Annotated in this window: 16 protein-coding genes and 3 tRNA genes; 6 read left to right on the top strand and 13 right to left on the bottom strand. The window is 70.8% G+C overall.

Features of this window, described 5'->3' with window-relative positions:
- The first annotated feature begins 544 nt into the window (after window positions 1-544).
- On the top strand, window positions 545-2,023 hold the full coding sequence (locus tag QQM67_RS10150; RefSeq protein WP_314173357.1) for an amino acid permease: 1,479 nt from the start codon (window positions 545-547) through the stop codon (window positions 2,021-2,023).
- A 107-nt stretch (window positions 2,024-2,130) separates the two neighbouring features.
- On the opposite strand, the gene QQM67_RS10145 is transcribed toward QQM67_RS10150, so the two are convergent.
- From QQM67_RS10145 to thrS, 4 genes are all read right to left on the bottom strand, one after another.
- Window positions 2,131-2,862 carry a VC0807 family protein gene (locus tag QQM67_RS10145; protein WP_314173356.1) on the bottom strand — a complete coding sequence of 244 codons (732 nt, stop codon included), beginning with the start codon at window positions 2,860-2,862 and terminating at the stop codon, window positions 2,131-2,133.
- Window positions 2,862-3,464, bottom strand: a complete 603-nt coding sequence (locus QQM67_RS10140; protein WP_314173757.1) for a TetR/AcrR family transcriptional regulator — start codon at window positions 3,462-3,464, stop codon at window positions 2,862-2,864. The genes QQM67_RS10145 and QQM67_RS10140 overlap by 1 nt, the downstream gene beginning before the upstream one ends.
- 256 nt (window positions 3,465-3,720) lie before the next feature.
- Window positions 3,721-4,281 (bottom strand): HIT family protein, encoded by a 561-nt coding sequence (locus tag QQM67_RS10135; RefSeq protein WP_314173355.1) that lies wholly within the window; start codon window positions 4,279-4,281, stop codon window positions 3,721-3,723.
- Window positions 4,282-4,379: 98 nt separating this feature from the next.
- Window positions 4,380-6,356, bottom strand: a complete 1,977-nt coding sequence (gene thrS, locus QQM67_RS10130) for a threonine--tRNA ligase (RefSeq protein WP_314173354.1) — start codon at window positions 6,354-6,356, stop codon at window positions 4,380-4,382.
- Between the two features lie 215 nt (window positions 6,357-6,571).
- Between thrS and QQM67_RS10125 the strand changes: the two genes are divergently transcribed.
- On the top strand, window positions 6,572-7,255 hold the full coding sequence (locus QQM67_RS10125) for a 3'-5' exonuclease family protein (RefSeq protein WP_314173353.1): 684 nt from the start codon (window positions 6,572-6,574) through the stop codon (window positions 7,253-7,255).
- 270 nt (window positions 7,256-7,525) lie between these two features.
- Here QQM67_RS10125 and QQM67_RS10120 read toward each other — a convergent pair.
- From QQM67_RS10120 to QQM67_RS10105, 4 genes are all read right to left on the bottom strand, one after another.
- Window positions 7,526-7,600 (bottom strand) — tRNA-Val (locus QQM67_RS10120).
- Window positions 7,601-7,633: 33 nt separating this feature from the next.
- Entirely contained in the window at window positions 7,634-8,110 is a 477-nt protein-coding gene (locus tag QQM67_RS10115; protein ID WP_314173352.1) for an SRPBCC family protein, read from the bottom strand.
- Between the two features lie 327 nt (window positions 8,111-8,437).
- Window positions 8,438-8,509 (bottom strand) — tRNA-Val (locus tag QQM67_RS10110).
- Between the two features lie 61 nt (window positions 8,510-8,570).
- Complete coding sequence (locus tag QQM67_RS10105) at window positions 8,571-8,891, bottom strand: TIGR02611 family protein (protein WP_314173351.1); 321 nt, start codon at window positions 8,889-8,891, stop codon at window positions 8,571-8,573.
- Between the two features lie 190 nt (window positions 8,892-9,081).
- Between QQM67_RS10105 and QQM67_RS10100 the strand changes: the two genes are divergently transcribed.
- Both QQM67_RS10100 and QQM67_RS10095 read left to right on the top strand, forming a co-directional pair.
- Window positions 9,082-9,495, top strand: coding sequence for an SsgA family sporulation/cell division regulator (locus tag QQM67_RS10100; protein WP_003959770.1), 414 nt, complete (start codon window positions 9,082-9,084; stop codon window positions 9,493-9,495).
- A gap of 189 nt (window positions 9,496-9,684) precedes the next feature.
- Window positions 9,685-10,254 carry a CGNR zinc finger domain-containing protein gene (locus tag QQM67_RS10095; protein WP_314173349.1) on the top strand — a complete coding sequence of 190 codons (570 nt, stop codon included), beginning with the start codon at window positions 9,685-9,687 and terminating at the stop codon, window positions 10,252-10,254.
- 20 nt (window positions 10,255-10,274) lie between these two features.
- Here QQM67_RS10095 and QQM67_RS10090 read toward each other — a convergent pair whose 3' ends face one another.
- Both QQM67_RS10090 and QQM67_RS10085 read right to left on the bottom strand, forming a co-directional pair.
- Window positions 10,275-10,493, bottom strand: a complete 219-nt coding sequence (locus QQM67_RS10090; protein WP_314173348.1) for a hypothetical protein — start codon at window positions 10,491-10,493, stop codon at window positions 10,275-10,277.
- Between the two features lie 152 nt (window positions 10,494-10,645).
- On the bottom strand, window positions 10,646-11,164 hold the full coding sequence (locus tag QQM67_RS10085) for a hypothetical protein (RefSeq protein ID WP_314173347.1): 519 nt from the start codon (window positions 11,162-11,164) through the stop codon (window positions 10,646-10,648).
- 102 nt (window positions 11,165-11,266) lie between these two features.
- On the opposite strand from QQM67_RS10085, the gene QQM67_RS10080 reads away from it, so the two are divergent.
- Window positions 11,267-11,776 carry a DsbA family protein gene (locus QQM67_RS10080; RefSeq protein ID WP_314173346.1) on the top strand — a complete coding sequence of 170 codons (510 nt, stop codon included), beginning with the start codon at window positions 11,267-11,269 and terminating at the stop codon, window positions 11,774-11,776.
- A 54-nt stretch (window positions 11,777-11,830) separates the two neighbouring features.
- On the opposite strand, the gene QQM67_RS10075 is transcribed toward QQM67_RS10080, so the two are convergent.
- The 3 genes from QQM67_RS10075 to QQM67_RS10065 all read right to left on the bottom strand — a co-directional run bounded on the left by QQM67_RS10075 (window position 11,831) and on the right by QQM67_RS10065 (window position 14,678).
- Window positions 11,831-12,667 carry a GNAT family N-acetyltransferase gene (locus QQM67_RS10075; protein ID WP_314173345.1) on the bottom strand — a complete coding sequence of 279 codons (837 nt, stop codon included), beginning with the start codon at window positions 12,665-12,667 and terminating at the stop codon, window positions 11,831-11,833.
- Window positions 12,668-12,741: 74 nt separating this feature from the next.
- Entirely contained in the window at window positions 12,742-13,563 is an 822-nt protein-coding gene (locus QQM67_RS10070; RefSeq protein ID WP_314173343.1) for an aminotransferase class IV, read from the bottom strand.
- Window positions 13,560-14,678, bottom strand: coding sequence for a chorismate-binding protein (locus QQM67_RS10065; RefSeq protein WP_314173342.1), 1,119 nt, complete (start codon window positions 14,676-14,678; stop codon window positions 13,560-13,562). The genes QQM67_RS10070 and QQM67_RS10065 overlap by 4 nt, the downstream gene beginning before the upstream one ends.
- 190 nt (window positions 14,679-14,868) lie before the next feature.
- On the opposite strand from QQM67_RS10065, the gene QQM67_RS10060 reads away from it, so the two are divergent.
- A tRNA-Gly gene (locus QQM67_RS10060) sits at window positions 14,869-14,941 on the top strand.
- The last annotated feature ends 19 nt before the right edge of the window (window positions 14,942-14,960 follow it).

The following is a 14,960-nucleotide window of genomic DNA, read 5'->3' as shown; positions in this document are numbered from 1 at the left end:
GCGTGAGCCGCGCCGGTCCCGGCGGGACGGCGCCCGGGCTGCCGACTGGGCTCCGCTCCGGACAGGCCGCCGGCCGCGGGGCCCCGAAATCCCGGGCCCCGCGCGCCGCTTGTGCATCTGTATGAAACGCAGCGGCTGACGTGTGACATCCGTCCATGGTGAGCGAAGCGCCCGGCTTCTACCTTCTGCGTACGTGAATTCACGTGGTGCCGGGTGATCCCCGGCACTCACCACTGCCGCACCGCCGCATTCCCGCAGGAGGACATCCGGCCCGGGATGTGACGCCGCCCGCCCCGACTCCCGCCTCCCGTCCGCCGTGCCCGCGGCGGAGCGATTCCGGCGCCGGAGCGGCCCGTTCTCGATCCGACCGGCCGTGGCTGCGTGCTGCGCGCCGCGTGCTTCCCGTCCCCTCTGCCCCGCGCATCCTCCGGGGCGCTCCGTCCCCGCAGGTCTCCGGCGCCCACAGCCGCGTACGGCCTTGCGCCGTACCGGGGCGTACTCCGGCTCTGTGTGCCGGGGCCGTCAGCCGATTTGGGAGTAAGCGATGAGTGTTCTCGACAAGTCCGGTCCACCGCGTACCGGCGTCCTCCGCAGGCAACCGATCTCGGGCGGTCCGGGCGGCGGGGAGTCCTCGGGGCTCAAGCGCACGCTCGGCCTGTGGCAGCTCACGGCGATCGGGCTCGGCGCGATCATCGGTGCGGGCATCTTCACCCTGGCCGGGACGGTGGCCAACGGCACCGCCGGTCCCGCGGTCAGCCTCTCCTTCATCCTCGCCGGTGTGGCGAGCGCCGCCGCGGCCCTGTCCTACGCGGAGTTCGCGGGACTCATCCCGCGGTCCGGATCCGCGTACACCTACAGCTATGCCGTGCTGGGCGAACTCGTCGCCTGGCTCATCGGATGGGACCTGCTGCTGGAGTACACCGCGATCGTCGCCGTCGTGGCCATCGGGGTGTCCGGCTACTTCTCGTTCCTGCTCCAGGGGCTCGGCGTCGACCTGCCGGCATGGATGCTGGGCGCACCGGGCACGGGCGACGGGCACCGCATCGACCTGTTCGCCGCGCTGCTGTGCCTGCTGATCGCCTGGCTCCTCAACCGCGGCATGAAGACCAGCGCCCGGGTCGAGACGATCCTGGTGTTCGTGAAGATCGCCATCGTCATCGCGGTCATCGTCGTCGGCGCCTTCTTCGTCAAGTCCGGCAATCTCACGCCGTTCCTGCCGTACGGCTTCGGCGGTGTCGTCACCGGCGCGGCCACGGTCTTCTTCGCCGTGTTCGGCTACGACGCGATGAGTACGGCGGCCGAGGAGTCCAAGGACGCCCAGCGCAATCTGCCCAAGGCGATCGTGCTCTCGCTCTCCATAGCGATGGTGCTGTATCTGCTCGCCTGCGCCGTGCTGACGGGCATGCAGCACTACAACAAGATCGACACCGAGAGCCCGTTCGCCACCGTCTTCCAGGCCGTGGGGCTGCCGGTCTTCGCCGACGTCATCGCGATCGGCGCGATCGTCGGCATCCTCACCGTGCTCTTCTCCTTCATGCTCGGCGCGTCCCGGGTGTGGTTCGCGATCAGCCGGGACGGCCTGCTGCCCTCATGGTTCGCAAAGGTCCATCCGCGCACCGAGGTTCCGCACCGGCCGACCTGGATCATCGGCATCGTCTCGGCGGCCATCGCCGGGCTGATGCCGATCGCCGAGGCCGCCGAGCTCACGAACATCGGCATTCTGCTGGCCTTCGTGGTCGTCTCCGCCGCGGTGATCGTCCTGCGCTACCGCTCGCCGGAGCTCCCGCGCAGCTTCCGGTGCCCCGGCATGCCGCTCGTACCACTCGTCGGCATCGCCTTCTCCCTGTGGCTCGTCGCGCAGTTGCAGGCCATGACGTTCGTACGCTTCATCGCCTGGTTCGTCCTCGGCCTCGCGGTGTACGGCCTCTACGGCTACCGGCACTCCAAGCTCGGACGCGGCGAGGGGAACCCCGGCGACGGCGACGGCCCCGCGGCCACCGCTCCCGTGCGGCACGAACCGTGAACGCGCACGGAGGGCGCCCCGTGCCCGCGCCTCCGGTGTGCTGAGCCGGTCCGGGCAGCCACGGCGCCGGTGAACGCCCGGACCGCGCGGTTCAGTTCGCCGGGGCCTCAACTCGCCGCTCGCGGGCGGGCCGCCTCCCCACCCGCGAGCGGCGATATCCGTACGCCCTGCCTGCGCAGTCCGTGGCGGCCCAGGTATGAGCGTCCGTAGAACCGCTGGAAGAGCAGGATCACCACGAGCGTCACTGCGAGCAGTACGTCGTCCAGCACCGGCACCAGGTCGACCGGCAGGGTCATCGCCATGCCGACCCGGACGGAGGCGTCGATCAGGCACGCGGCGCCCCAGAAGGCGCTGCACGTCCACAGCAGCCTCCGAAACGGCGGATGGCGGTCCCAATTCGCCTCCCACACCCGCTGCTTGTCCTCGTCGAGGATGACACGGGCGGCCTCGTAGAGGAACGGCCGCCGGAAGAACAGCGTGCACAGCATCCAGACGCCGAGTGCGGCCATGCCCCAGCCGTTGCGGATCAGCAGCATGCGCGCGCTCCCGGTGACGGACGACATCGCGACGCTCATGCCCATGGTGCCGAGCATGAACAGCGGCACGCCGCCGATCCGCCGCCGGACGACGAGGCCGTGCAGGGCCTCCGCGACGGGGATGGCCGCGCCCGCCAGCAGCGCGAGGAACTGGTTCACCCCAAGCCAGCGCAGACCGTAGAACAACGCGAGCGGGGCGATCACGCCGATCAGCAGGACACGGTTGAACTTCCCGCGGACCTGGGCGGGACGGTCTTCGCCGAAGCTCTCCGACACAGCAGAACCCTTCTGGGTATAGGACATCAGGTCGCCCGGGTCGCACACGTGAACGTGTCGACGAGCTCGCGGGTGTAGGCGTCGAAGTCGAACCCCGGACCGGGGTCTCCGGACAGCCGCTGCGCGGCGGCATCGACGGCGCCGCGAATGATCACTGCCATCGACCGCACGTCGAAGTCGCGGAACTCGCCGCTGCGTTGGCCTTCGGCCAGCAGCGGCTCCAGCCCCCGCACCGAGGGCTCCTGCACGCTCTGCGACGTGTTCGGCCGCCCGCGCTCGTCGCGCAGGTGGGGACCGATCGCTGTGAGCGCGGCCATCTCCCGTGGATGCTCGCGCAGGAACCTCAGGTTGGCCTCCAGGTACGCGCGCAGCTTGCCGGCGGCGGTGTCTTCGGCCCGCATGCTGTCGACGATGCAGCGCGCTCCGGCCTCGAAAACCTCCTTCACGATCTGCTGGATCAAGTCGTCCTTGTCCGCGAAGTGGTACGAGATCATCCGCGGGCTGCTCAGCCCGGCTCGCTCGGTGATGCGGGCGAACGACGCCTTGCCGTAACCCAGTTCGGCGATCACTTCGACCGCGGCCTCGACGATCTGCGCTCGCCGCGCAGCGTTGGTGAAGGTCCGTTCCATGGCCACCCCGCACGTTTTTATTCGGACGAATAAAAACTACCATGCTTGAATCACTCATGCTTGAATCGCTCGTCGGCGTCCACGGCTTCAGCAGATGCGGCCCATGCTTCGAGCAGGCCGAAGTCCACGAGCCGTGCCGGCATGTGCGCCGGAACGGCTCGTGGAAGCGGTGCGATTTCTGGGAGCGGTGCAGTCAGCGGGAGCGGGTGCGGGTGCGGCCGACGACGTACACGGGCAGCCGCCGGATGCGGTGGCGCTAGTCGTCCTGCCAGGCGTCGGCCAGCATCCGCCGTGTCTCCGCGAGGAGTTGGGGCAGCACCCGGGTGTGCCCGACGACCGGCATGAAGTTGGTGTCGCCACCCCAGCGCGGCACGACGTGCTGGTGCAGGTGCGCCGCGATTCCGGCGCCCGCGACGGAGCCCTGGTTCATGCCGATGTTGAAGCCCTGCGCGCCGGAGGCGACCCGCAGCGTCTTCATGGCCCGCTTGGTGAACTCGGCGAGCTCGCCGGTCTCTTCGTCCGTCAGCCCCGGATACTCGGCCACGTGCCGGAACGGTACGACCATCAAGTGCCCGCCGTTGTACGGGTAGAGGTTGAGCACCGCGTAGACCTGCTCGCCGCGCGCGAGGACGAGCCCGTCCTCGTCGCTCTTGGCCGGGATGGTGCAGAAGGGACAGCCGTCCTCGGCTCCGGGGCCGGTGGGCTTGTTCTCACCCTGGATGTACGCCATGCGGTGCGGAGTCCACAGGCGTTGGAACGCGTCCGGCGTCCCGACCCCGATCTGCTGTTCCGGCTCGCTCGTCATGCGGGCCAGCATAGGACTTCCGCGTCGGCGGGCAGGCGGCCAGGGCTCCTCCCGGGGCCCGGCCGTGCGGCTCCGGGCGCGGCCTGCGAACGGCCGCGCCCGGCATGCCGCTACGCCCGCCGTTCGGTGGCCTCCAGCAGCTCCGCGACGGCCTCGTTCTGCGGTACGCCGTTGCGCTGCGTGCCGTCGCGGTAGCGGAAGGAGACGGCTCCGGCCGAGACGTCCTCGTCCCCGGCGATGATCATGAAGGGGACCTTGGCCTTCTGCGCGTTCCGGATCTTCTTCTGCATCCGGTCCGAGGACGAGTCGACCTCGATGCGCAGGCCCTTCTTCCGGGCCTCCGCGGCGAACTCCTCCAGATACGGCACGTGTGTGTCGCCGATCGGGATGCACACCGCCTGCACCGGGGCCAGCCACGCCGGGAACGCACCCGCGTAGTGCTCCAGCAGCACCGCGAAGAACCTCTCGATCGACCCGAAGAGGGCGCGGTGGATCATCACCGGCTGCTGACGGGACCCGTCCGCGGCGGTGTATTCGAGCGCGAAGCGCTTCGGCTGCTGGAAGTCGACCTGGATCGTGGACATCTGCCAGGTCCGGCCGATCGCGTCCTTCGCCTGCACGGAGATCTTCGGCCCGTAGTACGCCGCGCCGCCCGGGTCCATCACCAGCTCCAGGCCCTGCTTGCCGGCGGCCAGGCGCAGTTCCTCGGTGGCCTCCTCCCACTCCTCGGGCTCCCCGATGAACTTGGGGTTGCCCTCCTCGCGGGTGGACAGCTCCAGATAGAAGTCGCTCAGACCGTAGTCACGCAGCAGGCCCAGGACGAACGTGAGCAGGTTGTCCAGCTCGTCCGCCATCTGCTCCTTGGTGCAGTAGATGTGCGAGTCGTCCTGGGTGAAGCCGCGGGCGCGGGTGAGACCGTGCACGACGCCGGACTTCTCGTAGCGGTAGACCGTCCCGAACTCGAAGAGCCGCAGCGGCAGTTCGCGGTACGAGCGGCCGCGCGCCTTGAAGATCAGGTTGTGCATCGGGCAGTTCATCGCCTTGAGCCGGTAGTTCTGCCCCTCGAACTCCAGGGGCGGGAACATCGACTCGGCGTAGTTCGGCAGGTGCCCCGAGGTCTCGAACAGCCCCTCCTTGGAGATGTGCGGGGTGTTGACGAACTCGTAGTCCGCCTCCTCGTGCCGCTGCCGCGAGTAGTCCTCCATCACCTTGCGTACGACGCCGCCCTTGGGATGGAAGACGGCCAGCCCCGAGCCCAGCTCCTCCGGGATCGAGAACAGGTCGAGCTCCGCGCCGAGCTTGCGGTGGTCCCGCTTCTCGGCCTCCGCGAGGAACTCCAGGTGCGCCTTCAGCTCGTCCTTGGTCGGCCACGCGGTGCCGTAGATGCGCTGGAGCTGCTTGTTCTTCTCGCTGCCGCGCCAGTACGCCGCCGCGCTGCGCATCAGCTTGAACGCCGGGATCGCCCGGGTCGTCGGCAGGTGCGGGCCGCGGCACAGGTCCTTCCAGCACAGCTCGCCCGACTTGGCGTCCAGGTTGTCGTAGATGGTCAGTTCGCCCGCGCCGACCTCCGCGGAGGCGCCTTCGGCCGCTTCGGCGGCGGAGCCCTTCAGACCGATGAGCTCCAGCTTGTACGGCTCGTCGGCCAGCTCCTCGCGGGCGTCCTCGTCGGTGGTGACGCGGCGCGAGAAGCGCTGCCCCTGCTTCTGGATCTGCTGCATCTTCTTCTCGATGAGCTTGAGATCGTCAGGAGTGAAGGGCACGGGGACGTCGAAGTCGTAGTAGAAGCCGTCCCGCACGGGCGGCCCGATGCCGAGCTTGGCGTCGGGGAAGAGCTCCTGCACGGCCTGCGCCATGACGTGGGCGGTGGAGTGGCGGAGGATGTCGAGCCCGTCCTGGCTGGCCAGCTCCACCGGCTCGACCTCGTCGCCCTCGGCGACCTCGTACGCCAGATCCTTCAGCTGCCCCGCCACACGCGCGGCCACGACCGAACGCTCGCCCTCGAAGAGAGCGGCGGCCGTCGTGCCCGTCGTCACCACGCGCTCTTCCCGCTCGGAATCGCGTTGGATGATCACACGGACATCGGTCACCGGTCTCTCCTGACTCTCATTTCGCAGAGCGCCGACGAACGTCGAGCGCAGCTCGAATCGTACCGAGAGCACTCCCCTTCCCGCGAAACGGTTACGTCCCCGCTCTCCGCCCGCACCCGCCTCTCCGGGGTGATTCCCGCACGCGCGGCCGAGGTTGACGCGCCACGGAGTGCGGTATCAGCAGCGCGGGCGCCCTTACGGACAGGAGTGGTGCCATGACCCCGTGGTACGAGGGGCCGCTCGCCGCGCTGGCCCTGCGCACCGGCCGTTCCGATCCGCAGCCGGGCGCGGCGGGCGGCCCCGACCCCGAACGGGACCGCGTGTGCGCCGCCGCCGTCGCCGTCCAGCAGGCGCCGGACGCACCGGTGGAGATGCACAGCCCGCCGGACGCGCCAGGCCTCCCGGCGAGACGGCTGGCCGGCCGCGTGGCCCGCTCCCTGGCCTCGCACGCCGCCGGAAGACCCCTCGTCGTCATGGACGCTCCGTACGATCTGACGCTGCTCGACCGGGAGTTGAGACGGCACGGGAACGCGCCGCTCGCGGGCAGCCTGGGCGGCCGGAGCATGTGCGTCCTCGATCCGGTGCTCCTCGACATACGCCTCGACCACGACGCGGCGGCCGGAGGCGGATGCCGCGGCCTTGCCCGGCTCTGCGGCCGCTACGGCCTGTCGGCGCCGGCGGACACCGTCCAGGACGAGGCAGCGGCTGGATTGGCGCTCGCCCGGGCGCTCGGCCGGCACTTCGCGCCGCAACTCGCGGGCCTCACGCCGGCCACTCTGCTCACCCTCCAGGCGATCTGGTTCGGCGCCGAAGCAGGCCGCCGCGGCGCCTGGTTCACGACCGGCACCCGCCGCCCGGCAGACCACATCTGGCCCCTGCGCCCCCTGACCCCGGCCTGAACTCCCGCCCCACGCACGGGGTGGCGGAGCCGAACTCACCCCGCCAGCCAGCGACGGGCACGGGCACGGAAGCCGCGCGGGAACGAATCCGAGCGGGATCAACAAGCGCAGCGCGCCAGCCCGGCACGCTCCACGATCCCAACACCCGCACCCCACACCGGTATCGGGGGTGCGGGTGGCGAATCCCCCGCCCAGCGAGGCGAAGCCCAAGCAGAAACAACAAGGCCGACGCCGGTCCGCTCTTTCCGCGGACACGCGTCGGCCTCGGCCTGGTGGGCGATACTGGGTTCGAACCAGTGACCTCTTCGGTGTGAACGAAGCGCTCTCCCGCTGAGCTAATCGCCCGCTCGCGGCACGTGCAGAACCATACAGTGCGGCTCAGTCATCATCCAAACCCCTACGGAGCCACCGCTCCAGGCCTCGCCGCCCCGCCCGCATCATCACCGCGTGGTTGGCACGGAAGAACGGCCGCGCCGGTACGACCAGGGACCTCAACAGCGGCTTGCGCACGTCCACTTGCTGCTCGTACACCGCGACCGTGCCTCCCGCGTGCGAGGCCCCGTCCCGGGTCACCGTCCAGCGCGCCCAGCCCGCCACATCACCGCTGATCTCCATCTCCAGCACACCGGAGCCGGGGTCGTGCCGGGTCGCACGTCCCGTGATCCACAGATCGAACGGAAGAACGGAGCGGATGCGCGCCCTGCCCGCCGACTCCTCCAGCGCGTGCACCTCGCGTACTTGGGGCCACCAGGCGGGGTACTCCCCGGCGGCCTCCAGCGCGGAGTAGACCTCTCCCGGCGACGCGTCGAGGCGCCAGACGCTGCGGAAGACGAAGCGGTGGCGGCTGGAGGTCATCGGCTCGCTCCTCACGCTCCCCGCCGCGGACGGCCGTTCGCATCCGCGGCCCGCTCACCTTCCCGCGTACTGCCGCTTCCTGTCACCGCCCCGGCGACGCATGCGGACGCCGGGCCGCCGAATTCGTCTGTTCCAGCGGAACTTCGCCGTCGGCTTCTCCGGAATGGAACCGTCCGAATTTACCGATGAAGTGAATTCCCGCCGTATCTCCTCTTCCACGGAGAAACACACGATGCGGCCGTCCGCAACACGAGGGGACTCCGCAACCGTGCCCAGACGAAAACCGGAGCCACGGGCCTTTCACGACCCGGGACTCCGGAGAAACGGTGGGCGATACTGGGTTCGAACCAGTGGCCTCTTCGGTGTGAACGAAGCGCTCTCCCACTGAGCTAATCGCCCGCTGCGCGGGCAAGATTACCGCATGCCAGCTCGTGCCCCTGCCGGCCGCGGACGGCCTGCGTTACCGCACCCGCTCCACCTCCTTGCGCCGCCGGCGCTCCCGGCGACGGTCCTGCAACCAGTGCGTCCACTCCAGAACCTGGCGCTTCGTCCAGCGCAGCACCCGCTGTGCCCAGGGAAACTCCGTCGCCCAAAGCCCGATGCCGGCGAAGATCACCAGCCAGCCCGGTCCCGGCAGCGGCAGCAGCACGACTCCGCCGGCGACGATCGCCAGACCGAGAACGAAGATCACCACCTGCCAGGTCCGGTGCAGCGGCTTCGACGCCTTGATGAATCGCGGGGCCCGCGAACCCAGGGGTCTGCGGTCACTCTCTGCGTACATAGCCCCAACGTAACCGAACTCGGCACCGTCACCGGAATAGCCGTACGCCACAAAAACGTGACAGGCCATATCAAGGGCTGCATTACTCGTAAAACGGTCAGAGGGGTTTACAACCGACGAGTACGTGGCATGTCGATTTCGCCGACGTGCGAACCCCCGAGCGCACACTGAGCGAAAGGCCCTGGCGCTTATGAACACCACGGTCAGCTGCGAGCTGCACCTGCGCCTCGTTGTTTCGAGCGAGTCATCACTGCCGGTACCCGCGGGGCTGCGGTACGACACGGCCGATCCCTATGCCGTCCACGCCACCTTCCACACCGGTGCCGAGGAGACCGTCGAATGGGTCTTCGCGCGCGACCTGCTCGCCGAGGGTCTCCACAGACCCACGGGCACCGGTGACGTCCGTGTATGGCCCTCCCGGAGCCACGGCCAGGGAGTCGTCTGCATCGCCCTCAGCTCTCCCGAGGGCGAGGCTCTGCTCGAGGCCCCGGCGCGGGCCCTGGAGTCCTTCCTCAAGCGAACCGACGCTGCCGTGCCGCCCGGCACCGAGCACCGACACTTCGACCTCGACACAGAGCTCTCGCACATCCTCGCGGAGAGCTGACACCACCGGTCCCGCGCAGCCGTCCGACTCGGGGCGACGGCTGCGCCTCCTTCGGCACAGCACGGCACGCAGGGCCACGCCGCCACTCCGGACCCCTTTCACGGGCTCCGGCAGTGGCGGCGTCGCTGTGCGGTGCAGGCGTTAGTCTCTGCCCACCGGACCCCGATGGGCAGACCCGAGGAGCGAACCGTGCAGATCAACCACGACACCCGGTGCGCACTCGACGACGTGGTGGAGCTGCTCAACACCGCGGCGGACGGCGACAGGCCCGATCTGCTCGTCTCCGTCGCCGAGCTCGGGGCGTTCGTGGAGCGCAACAGCCTCAGCGGCGTCGGGGCGCTGGACGAGGAGGATCTGAGCGCCGTGCGGTCGGTGCGGGAGCGCTTCTCGCAGGTGTTCGGGGCGGGCGACGACCGTACGGCGGCGGGGCTGGTGAACGCGCTGGTGGCCGAGGCGGGGACGACTCCGCAACTGACGGACCACGACGGCTACGACTGGCACGTGCACTACTTCGCGCCGGGCGCCTCCGTCGCCCACCACCTGGCGGCGGACGGCGGCATGGCGCTGGCGTTCATCATCGTCTCCGGGGAGCGCGACAGGCTGCGCCGGTGCGCCGCGCCCGACTGCCGCAGAGCCTTCGTCGATCTCTCCCGGAACCGCTCCCGGCGCTACTGCGACAGCCGTACGTGCGGCAACAGGCTGCACGTCGCGGCCTACCGCGCGCGGCAGCGGGAGTCCGCGGAGGCCGCGCGGGGCTGAGCGCCGCCGCGCCGGGAAGGTCAGCCCAGGAAGAGGTCATGGGCGCCGGTGATGCCGAGAAGGACCGCGATGAACGCGAGGAAGAACATCAGCGGCGGCTGGGAGAGGGCGTAGAGGCAGCCCTTCTGCTCGGGCAGCTGCACCTCGGGCAGCGCCGGTACGTGGACGGGCTGGGCGGTCGCGCCAGGCGCGGAGGGCGGCTCGGCGAGCTCGGCCGGGGGATTCGGCGTCATGTCCATCTCGCGGTGATGATGACGCAGCACGCACCCCGGCGAAGGTCAACACGCCCACGGCACGGTGGAGTTCACAGGTACTGCGGATGCCGTGGTGAAGAGCGTGGTAAATGCGTCCGGAAGTGCGCGGCTGCGGCTGCGGTGCGCTGACAGGTCTGTCAGATGCCGTGCTTCTTGAGGATGGCCTCGATGTCGGAGAAGTCGTCGGTGTCACCGCCGGAGGACTTCTCCTGCTTGCCGGACGCCGGTTTTCGCTCCTGCCCCGTGGTCGAGGCGGACGCGGCCGAACCGAGGGCGGGGGTGCTCGCCGTACCGGAGGCGGCGGCGCGCCCCGGGGCGGACGGTGCGGCGGGCCGCGTCTCCTCACGGCCCGTACGGCCCTTGCGGCGTGACCGTCTTCCGGCGAAGCGCCCGATGACATACAGCACGAACGCGACGGCCAGAACCGCGAACCCCGCCCAGACCGAGGGCTTGAGCACGAGGTCCGCCGCCCAGGTGCCGACCGCTTTGCCGATCTTCCCCCCGAGGCCGATCAGTCCGGCCATGGCCAGCCCGACCGGGACCAGCGAGAACGCCGCGATGCGGGTGGCGGCGGCGAATCGCCGCCGGAAGGCCGTCAGGAACGCTACGGCCAGGCCGGCTGCGGAGAGCGCGGCGCACACGGTCGTGGTCAGCATGGTTCCATCTTGCTACGCGCGCACGTGAGAGGCCATGGCGGTCCGCGGATTCAGGGAGATCTCCGGGTCATCGGCGTCCCGCGCGGCTGAGAGACTGTCGGAATGAACGACGTCTCCTCCCGCCCCGTACTCGACTACTGGTGCGAGCTCCAGTGCCCCGACTGTCACCGCGCGCTGGGCGATCTGGACGCGCTGCGCGAGCGGTACGGAGAGCGGCTGGAGATCCGGCTGCGGCACTTCCCGCTGGAGAAGCACAAGTACGCCTACGCCGCCGCCCAGGCCGCCGAGGAGGCCTATGCGCAGGGCGCCGGGGACGCCTACGCGGCGGCCGTGCTGGCACGCAACGCCGAACTCGCCTCGCGCGGCGAGGAGTTGCTGCTGGAGGTGGCGCGCGAGATGGGCCTGGACGCCGGGGAGTTCGAGGGCGCTCTGATCGACGGGCGCCATCTGCTCATCGTCGACGCCGATCAGGCCGAGGGGAAGGCGATCGGTGTCAAGGGAACGCCGACGTACGTCATCGGCGGGCAGCGGCTGGACGGCGGGAAGAGCCAGGAGGGGCTGCGGGCCCGCATCGAGGAGATCGCCGACGGGCTGCTGGGCGGACGCGCTTAGCGCGGGCGGTCCGCGGGCGCTGGCCCTGCGCCGAGCGGCGGCCTGTGGAACTGCTCAGAGCAACGGCTTGTGGAAGTGGTGCTCGACGACGCGGTAGCCGAGCGACGAATACAGGCGTATCGCGGGCGTGTTGGCGGTCAGGACGTGCAGGCCCAGCGTCCGCGCCCCGGCAGCCAGGGCCTCGCGCTCGGCGACGAGCATCAGGCTGCGGCCGTAACCGTGCCCGCGCTGCTCCTCGTCGACCTCGATCTCGTAGACGTATCCGTCGGCGTCCGGGCGCGGGCTGCGCTCGAATTCGAGCCAGACCCGTCCGACGCCGGTGCCGTCCCGGACGAGGACGCGCAGCACCGCGCCGCGCGTCGAGGCCCCGCCGGGCAGCAGCGCGTCGAAGGCCTCCGCGGCCCGGCGCGCGGCCTCCTCTGCGGGCAGGCCCCGGTCCGTCATGGCTTCCAGCAGCCGGGGCTGGCCGGCCTCGCGCCAGGCGGCGAACTCGGCGTCGGTCATGGCACGGGCCGTGCTTCCGGAGGGGAGCCCCGGCTCCTCCCCCAGTTCCTTGACCATGCTGCGGCCGCGCTCGCTGTAGCCGAGGCCGGCGGCCAGCCCCAGGGCGGCGTCCGCGCCGGCCGGTACGGAGATCTCCACGCGGCGGCAGCCCCAGTCGCGCAGCACCTCTTCCGCGGCGAGGGCGGCGACGGCGCCGCGTCCGCGCCGCCGCTCCCGGTCGGCGACGACGAGCTGCGTCACACGGCCGGTCACGGGACCGTACTGCGGGTCGACGGTCAGGCGCAGCAGCCCGACGGGACGGCTGTTGACGCAGATGTCGTACGAGCGGGAGCGGACGCCGTCGGCGTCGTACTGGTCGGGGCCGGTCGGGCGCAGAGTCGTGGTCACGGTCGATTTCTACCGGCTGCGCCGCTCCGCGTCACTCCGGTTCCGACGGGCCCCGGAGCGCGGTGCCCCGCCGCTCACGGGTCGGTGTCGGCCGCGGAGCGCTCGGCGAAGACCTTCATCGCCTTGAGGGTGACCGGGCCCGGGGCACCGGGCAGTTCACGGCCGTCGACGCGGTGCACCGCCTGGACGTCGCGCAGCGAGGAGGTCAGGAAGATCTCCTCGGCGCGCTCGAGCACGTCCAGCGGCAGATCGGTCTCCCGCGCGCCGGACCACTCCGCGACCAGGGCGCGGGTGATCCCGGCGAGGCAGCCGGACTCCAGCGGCGGCGTGTGCAGTACGCCGTCCAGGACCACGAAGACGTTGGTGCCGGTGCCTTCGCACAGACGGCCCCGGGTGTTGGCGAACAGGGCCTCGCCCGCGCCCTGTTCGTGCGCGCGGGAGAGCGCGAGGACGTTCTCCCCGTACGACGTCGTCTTCAGGCCCGCGAGCGCGCCCCCCTCGTTGCGCGTCCAGGGGACGGTGATCACGGCCGTGGTGTCGGGGCGCCGCGGCGACTCGGTGAGGACGACCACGAGGGTCGGCCGGCCGTCGCCGCGGTCGGAGCCGAGCGGCGAGGGCCCGCCGGTGTAGGTGATGCGCAGCCGCCCGAGGGGCACGTCCTCGGCCCCGACGACGGCGGCGCACGCGCGGCGCACCTCGTCCCGGTCGGGCTCCGGCAGCCCCAGGCCGCGGGCCGACCTCGCGAGGCGCTCGATGTGCCGCGTCAGGGCGAAGGGCGTGCCGTGAGTGGTCTTCACCGTCTCGAAGACCCCGTCGCCGACGGTCAGTCCGTGGTCCAGCACGGAGACGTGTGCGTCGTCGACCTCACGGAGCCCGCCGTCGAGCCAGATCCTCACAGGGCTCTCCTTCCGCTCTTCGCCGTGGAGGGCGGCACCTCGGGGTGCCGTACGTCCGACGCTACCTTGAGCAGGCCCGACGCCTTGAGTTCCGTCTCCGCCCACTCCCCCTCCGGGTCGGATCCCCAGGTGATCCCGGCGCCCGTGCCGAAGCGCAGCACCGCGCCGCCTCCGGGCGGAGTGCCGCGTTCGATCCAGAACGTACGTATGCCCACGGCCAGCTCACCGGTGCCGCGGTCGGCGTCGACCCAGCCGATCCCGCCGCAGTACGGGCCGCGGGGCGCGCGCTCCAGCTCGCCGATGATCCGCAGCGCGCTCAGCTTCGGGGCGCCGGTCACCGACCCGGGAGGGAAGGTGTGCCGGAGCAGTTCGGGCCAGCCGCTGCCGGGGGCGAGTTCGCCGCGCACGGTGGACACGAGGTGCACGAGCCCGGGGTGCGGCTCGATCTCGCACAGCCCGGGGACGGTGACCGACCCCGCAGCGCAGACGCGGCCGAGGTCGTTGCGCACCAGGTCGACGATCATCACGTTCTCGGCGTGGTCCTTCTCCAGCAGCCCGTCGGCAGTACGGGCCGTGCCCTTGATGGGCCCCGACGTCACGGTGCTGCCCGTGCGGCGCAGATACAGCTCCGGGGAGGCCGTCGCCACCTCGACGCCGTGGGCGGGGAGACGGACGGCGCCCCCGTACGGGGCGGGGTTGCCGCGCGCCAGCAGCGCCGAGAGCCCGGCGATGTCGGAGGCGTCCGGCGAGGGATCGGGCAGCGGCGCGCTCAGCACCCGGCAGAGGTTCGCCTGGTAGACCTCGCCGGCGGCGATGTACTCGCGTATGCGCCGCACTCCGGCGACGTACGCGTCCCGGTCCATGGAGCTGGTCCACGCCCCGGGTGCCGGGCCGCGCCACCGCGAGGCCGCGGGGGCGGGCAAGGTGCCCGGCGCCGTGCCACGCTGCGGCGCCTCGCGTACGTCGCCGAAGCGCGCGCACAGCAACTGCCCTTCGAAGTCCGCGACCACGGACCACCAGCCCGCGGACTCCAGCGCCGAGGGGTCACTGGTGACGTCACGCAGGTCGGTGGCGAGGAGGGAGCCGAACCGGGCGAAGGGCGTCGGGGCGTACACACGAGCGAGTCTATGGTGCGGACGGACGGATGCTTCCGGAGTTCCCGGCGGGGTCAGAAGGCGGCCGGACCGCCGTACTGCGCGGCGTACAGCCGGTCACGCAGGGCAAACAGAATTTGAGCTGGCACCGATATCCGCTAGAGTTCAACGAGTCGCCGGGACGCGGAAGCGGACCCGCGCGACAACACCTGCGGACGTGGCTCAGTTGGTAGAGCATCACCTTGCCAAGGTGAGGGTCGCGAGTTCGAATCTCGTCGTCCGCTCTGAGTGGGAGTTCACGCG

Source organism: Streptomyces winkii, from assembly GCF_032248595.1.
GTDB lineage: Bacteria > Actinomycetota > Actinomycetes > Streptomycetales > Streptomycetaceae > Streptomyces > Streptomyces winkii.
Note: the sequence above shows the minus strand (reverse complement) of the source record. Positions and strands in the feature narration are given on the sequence as shown.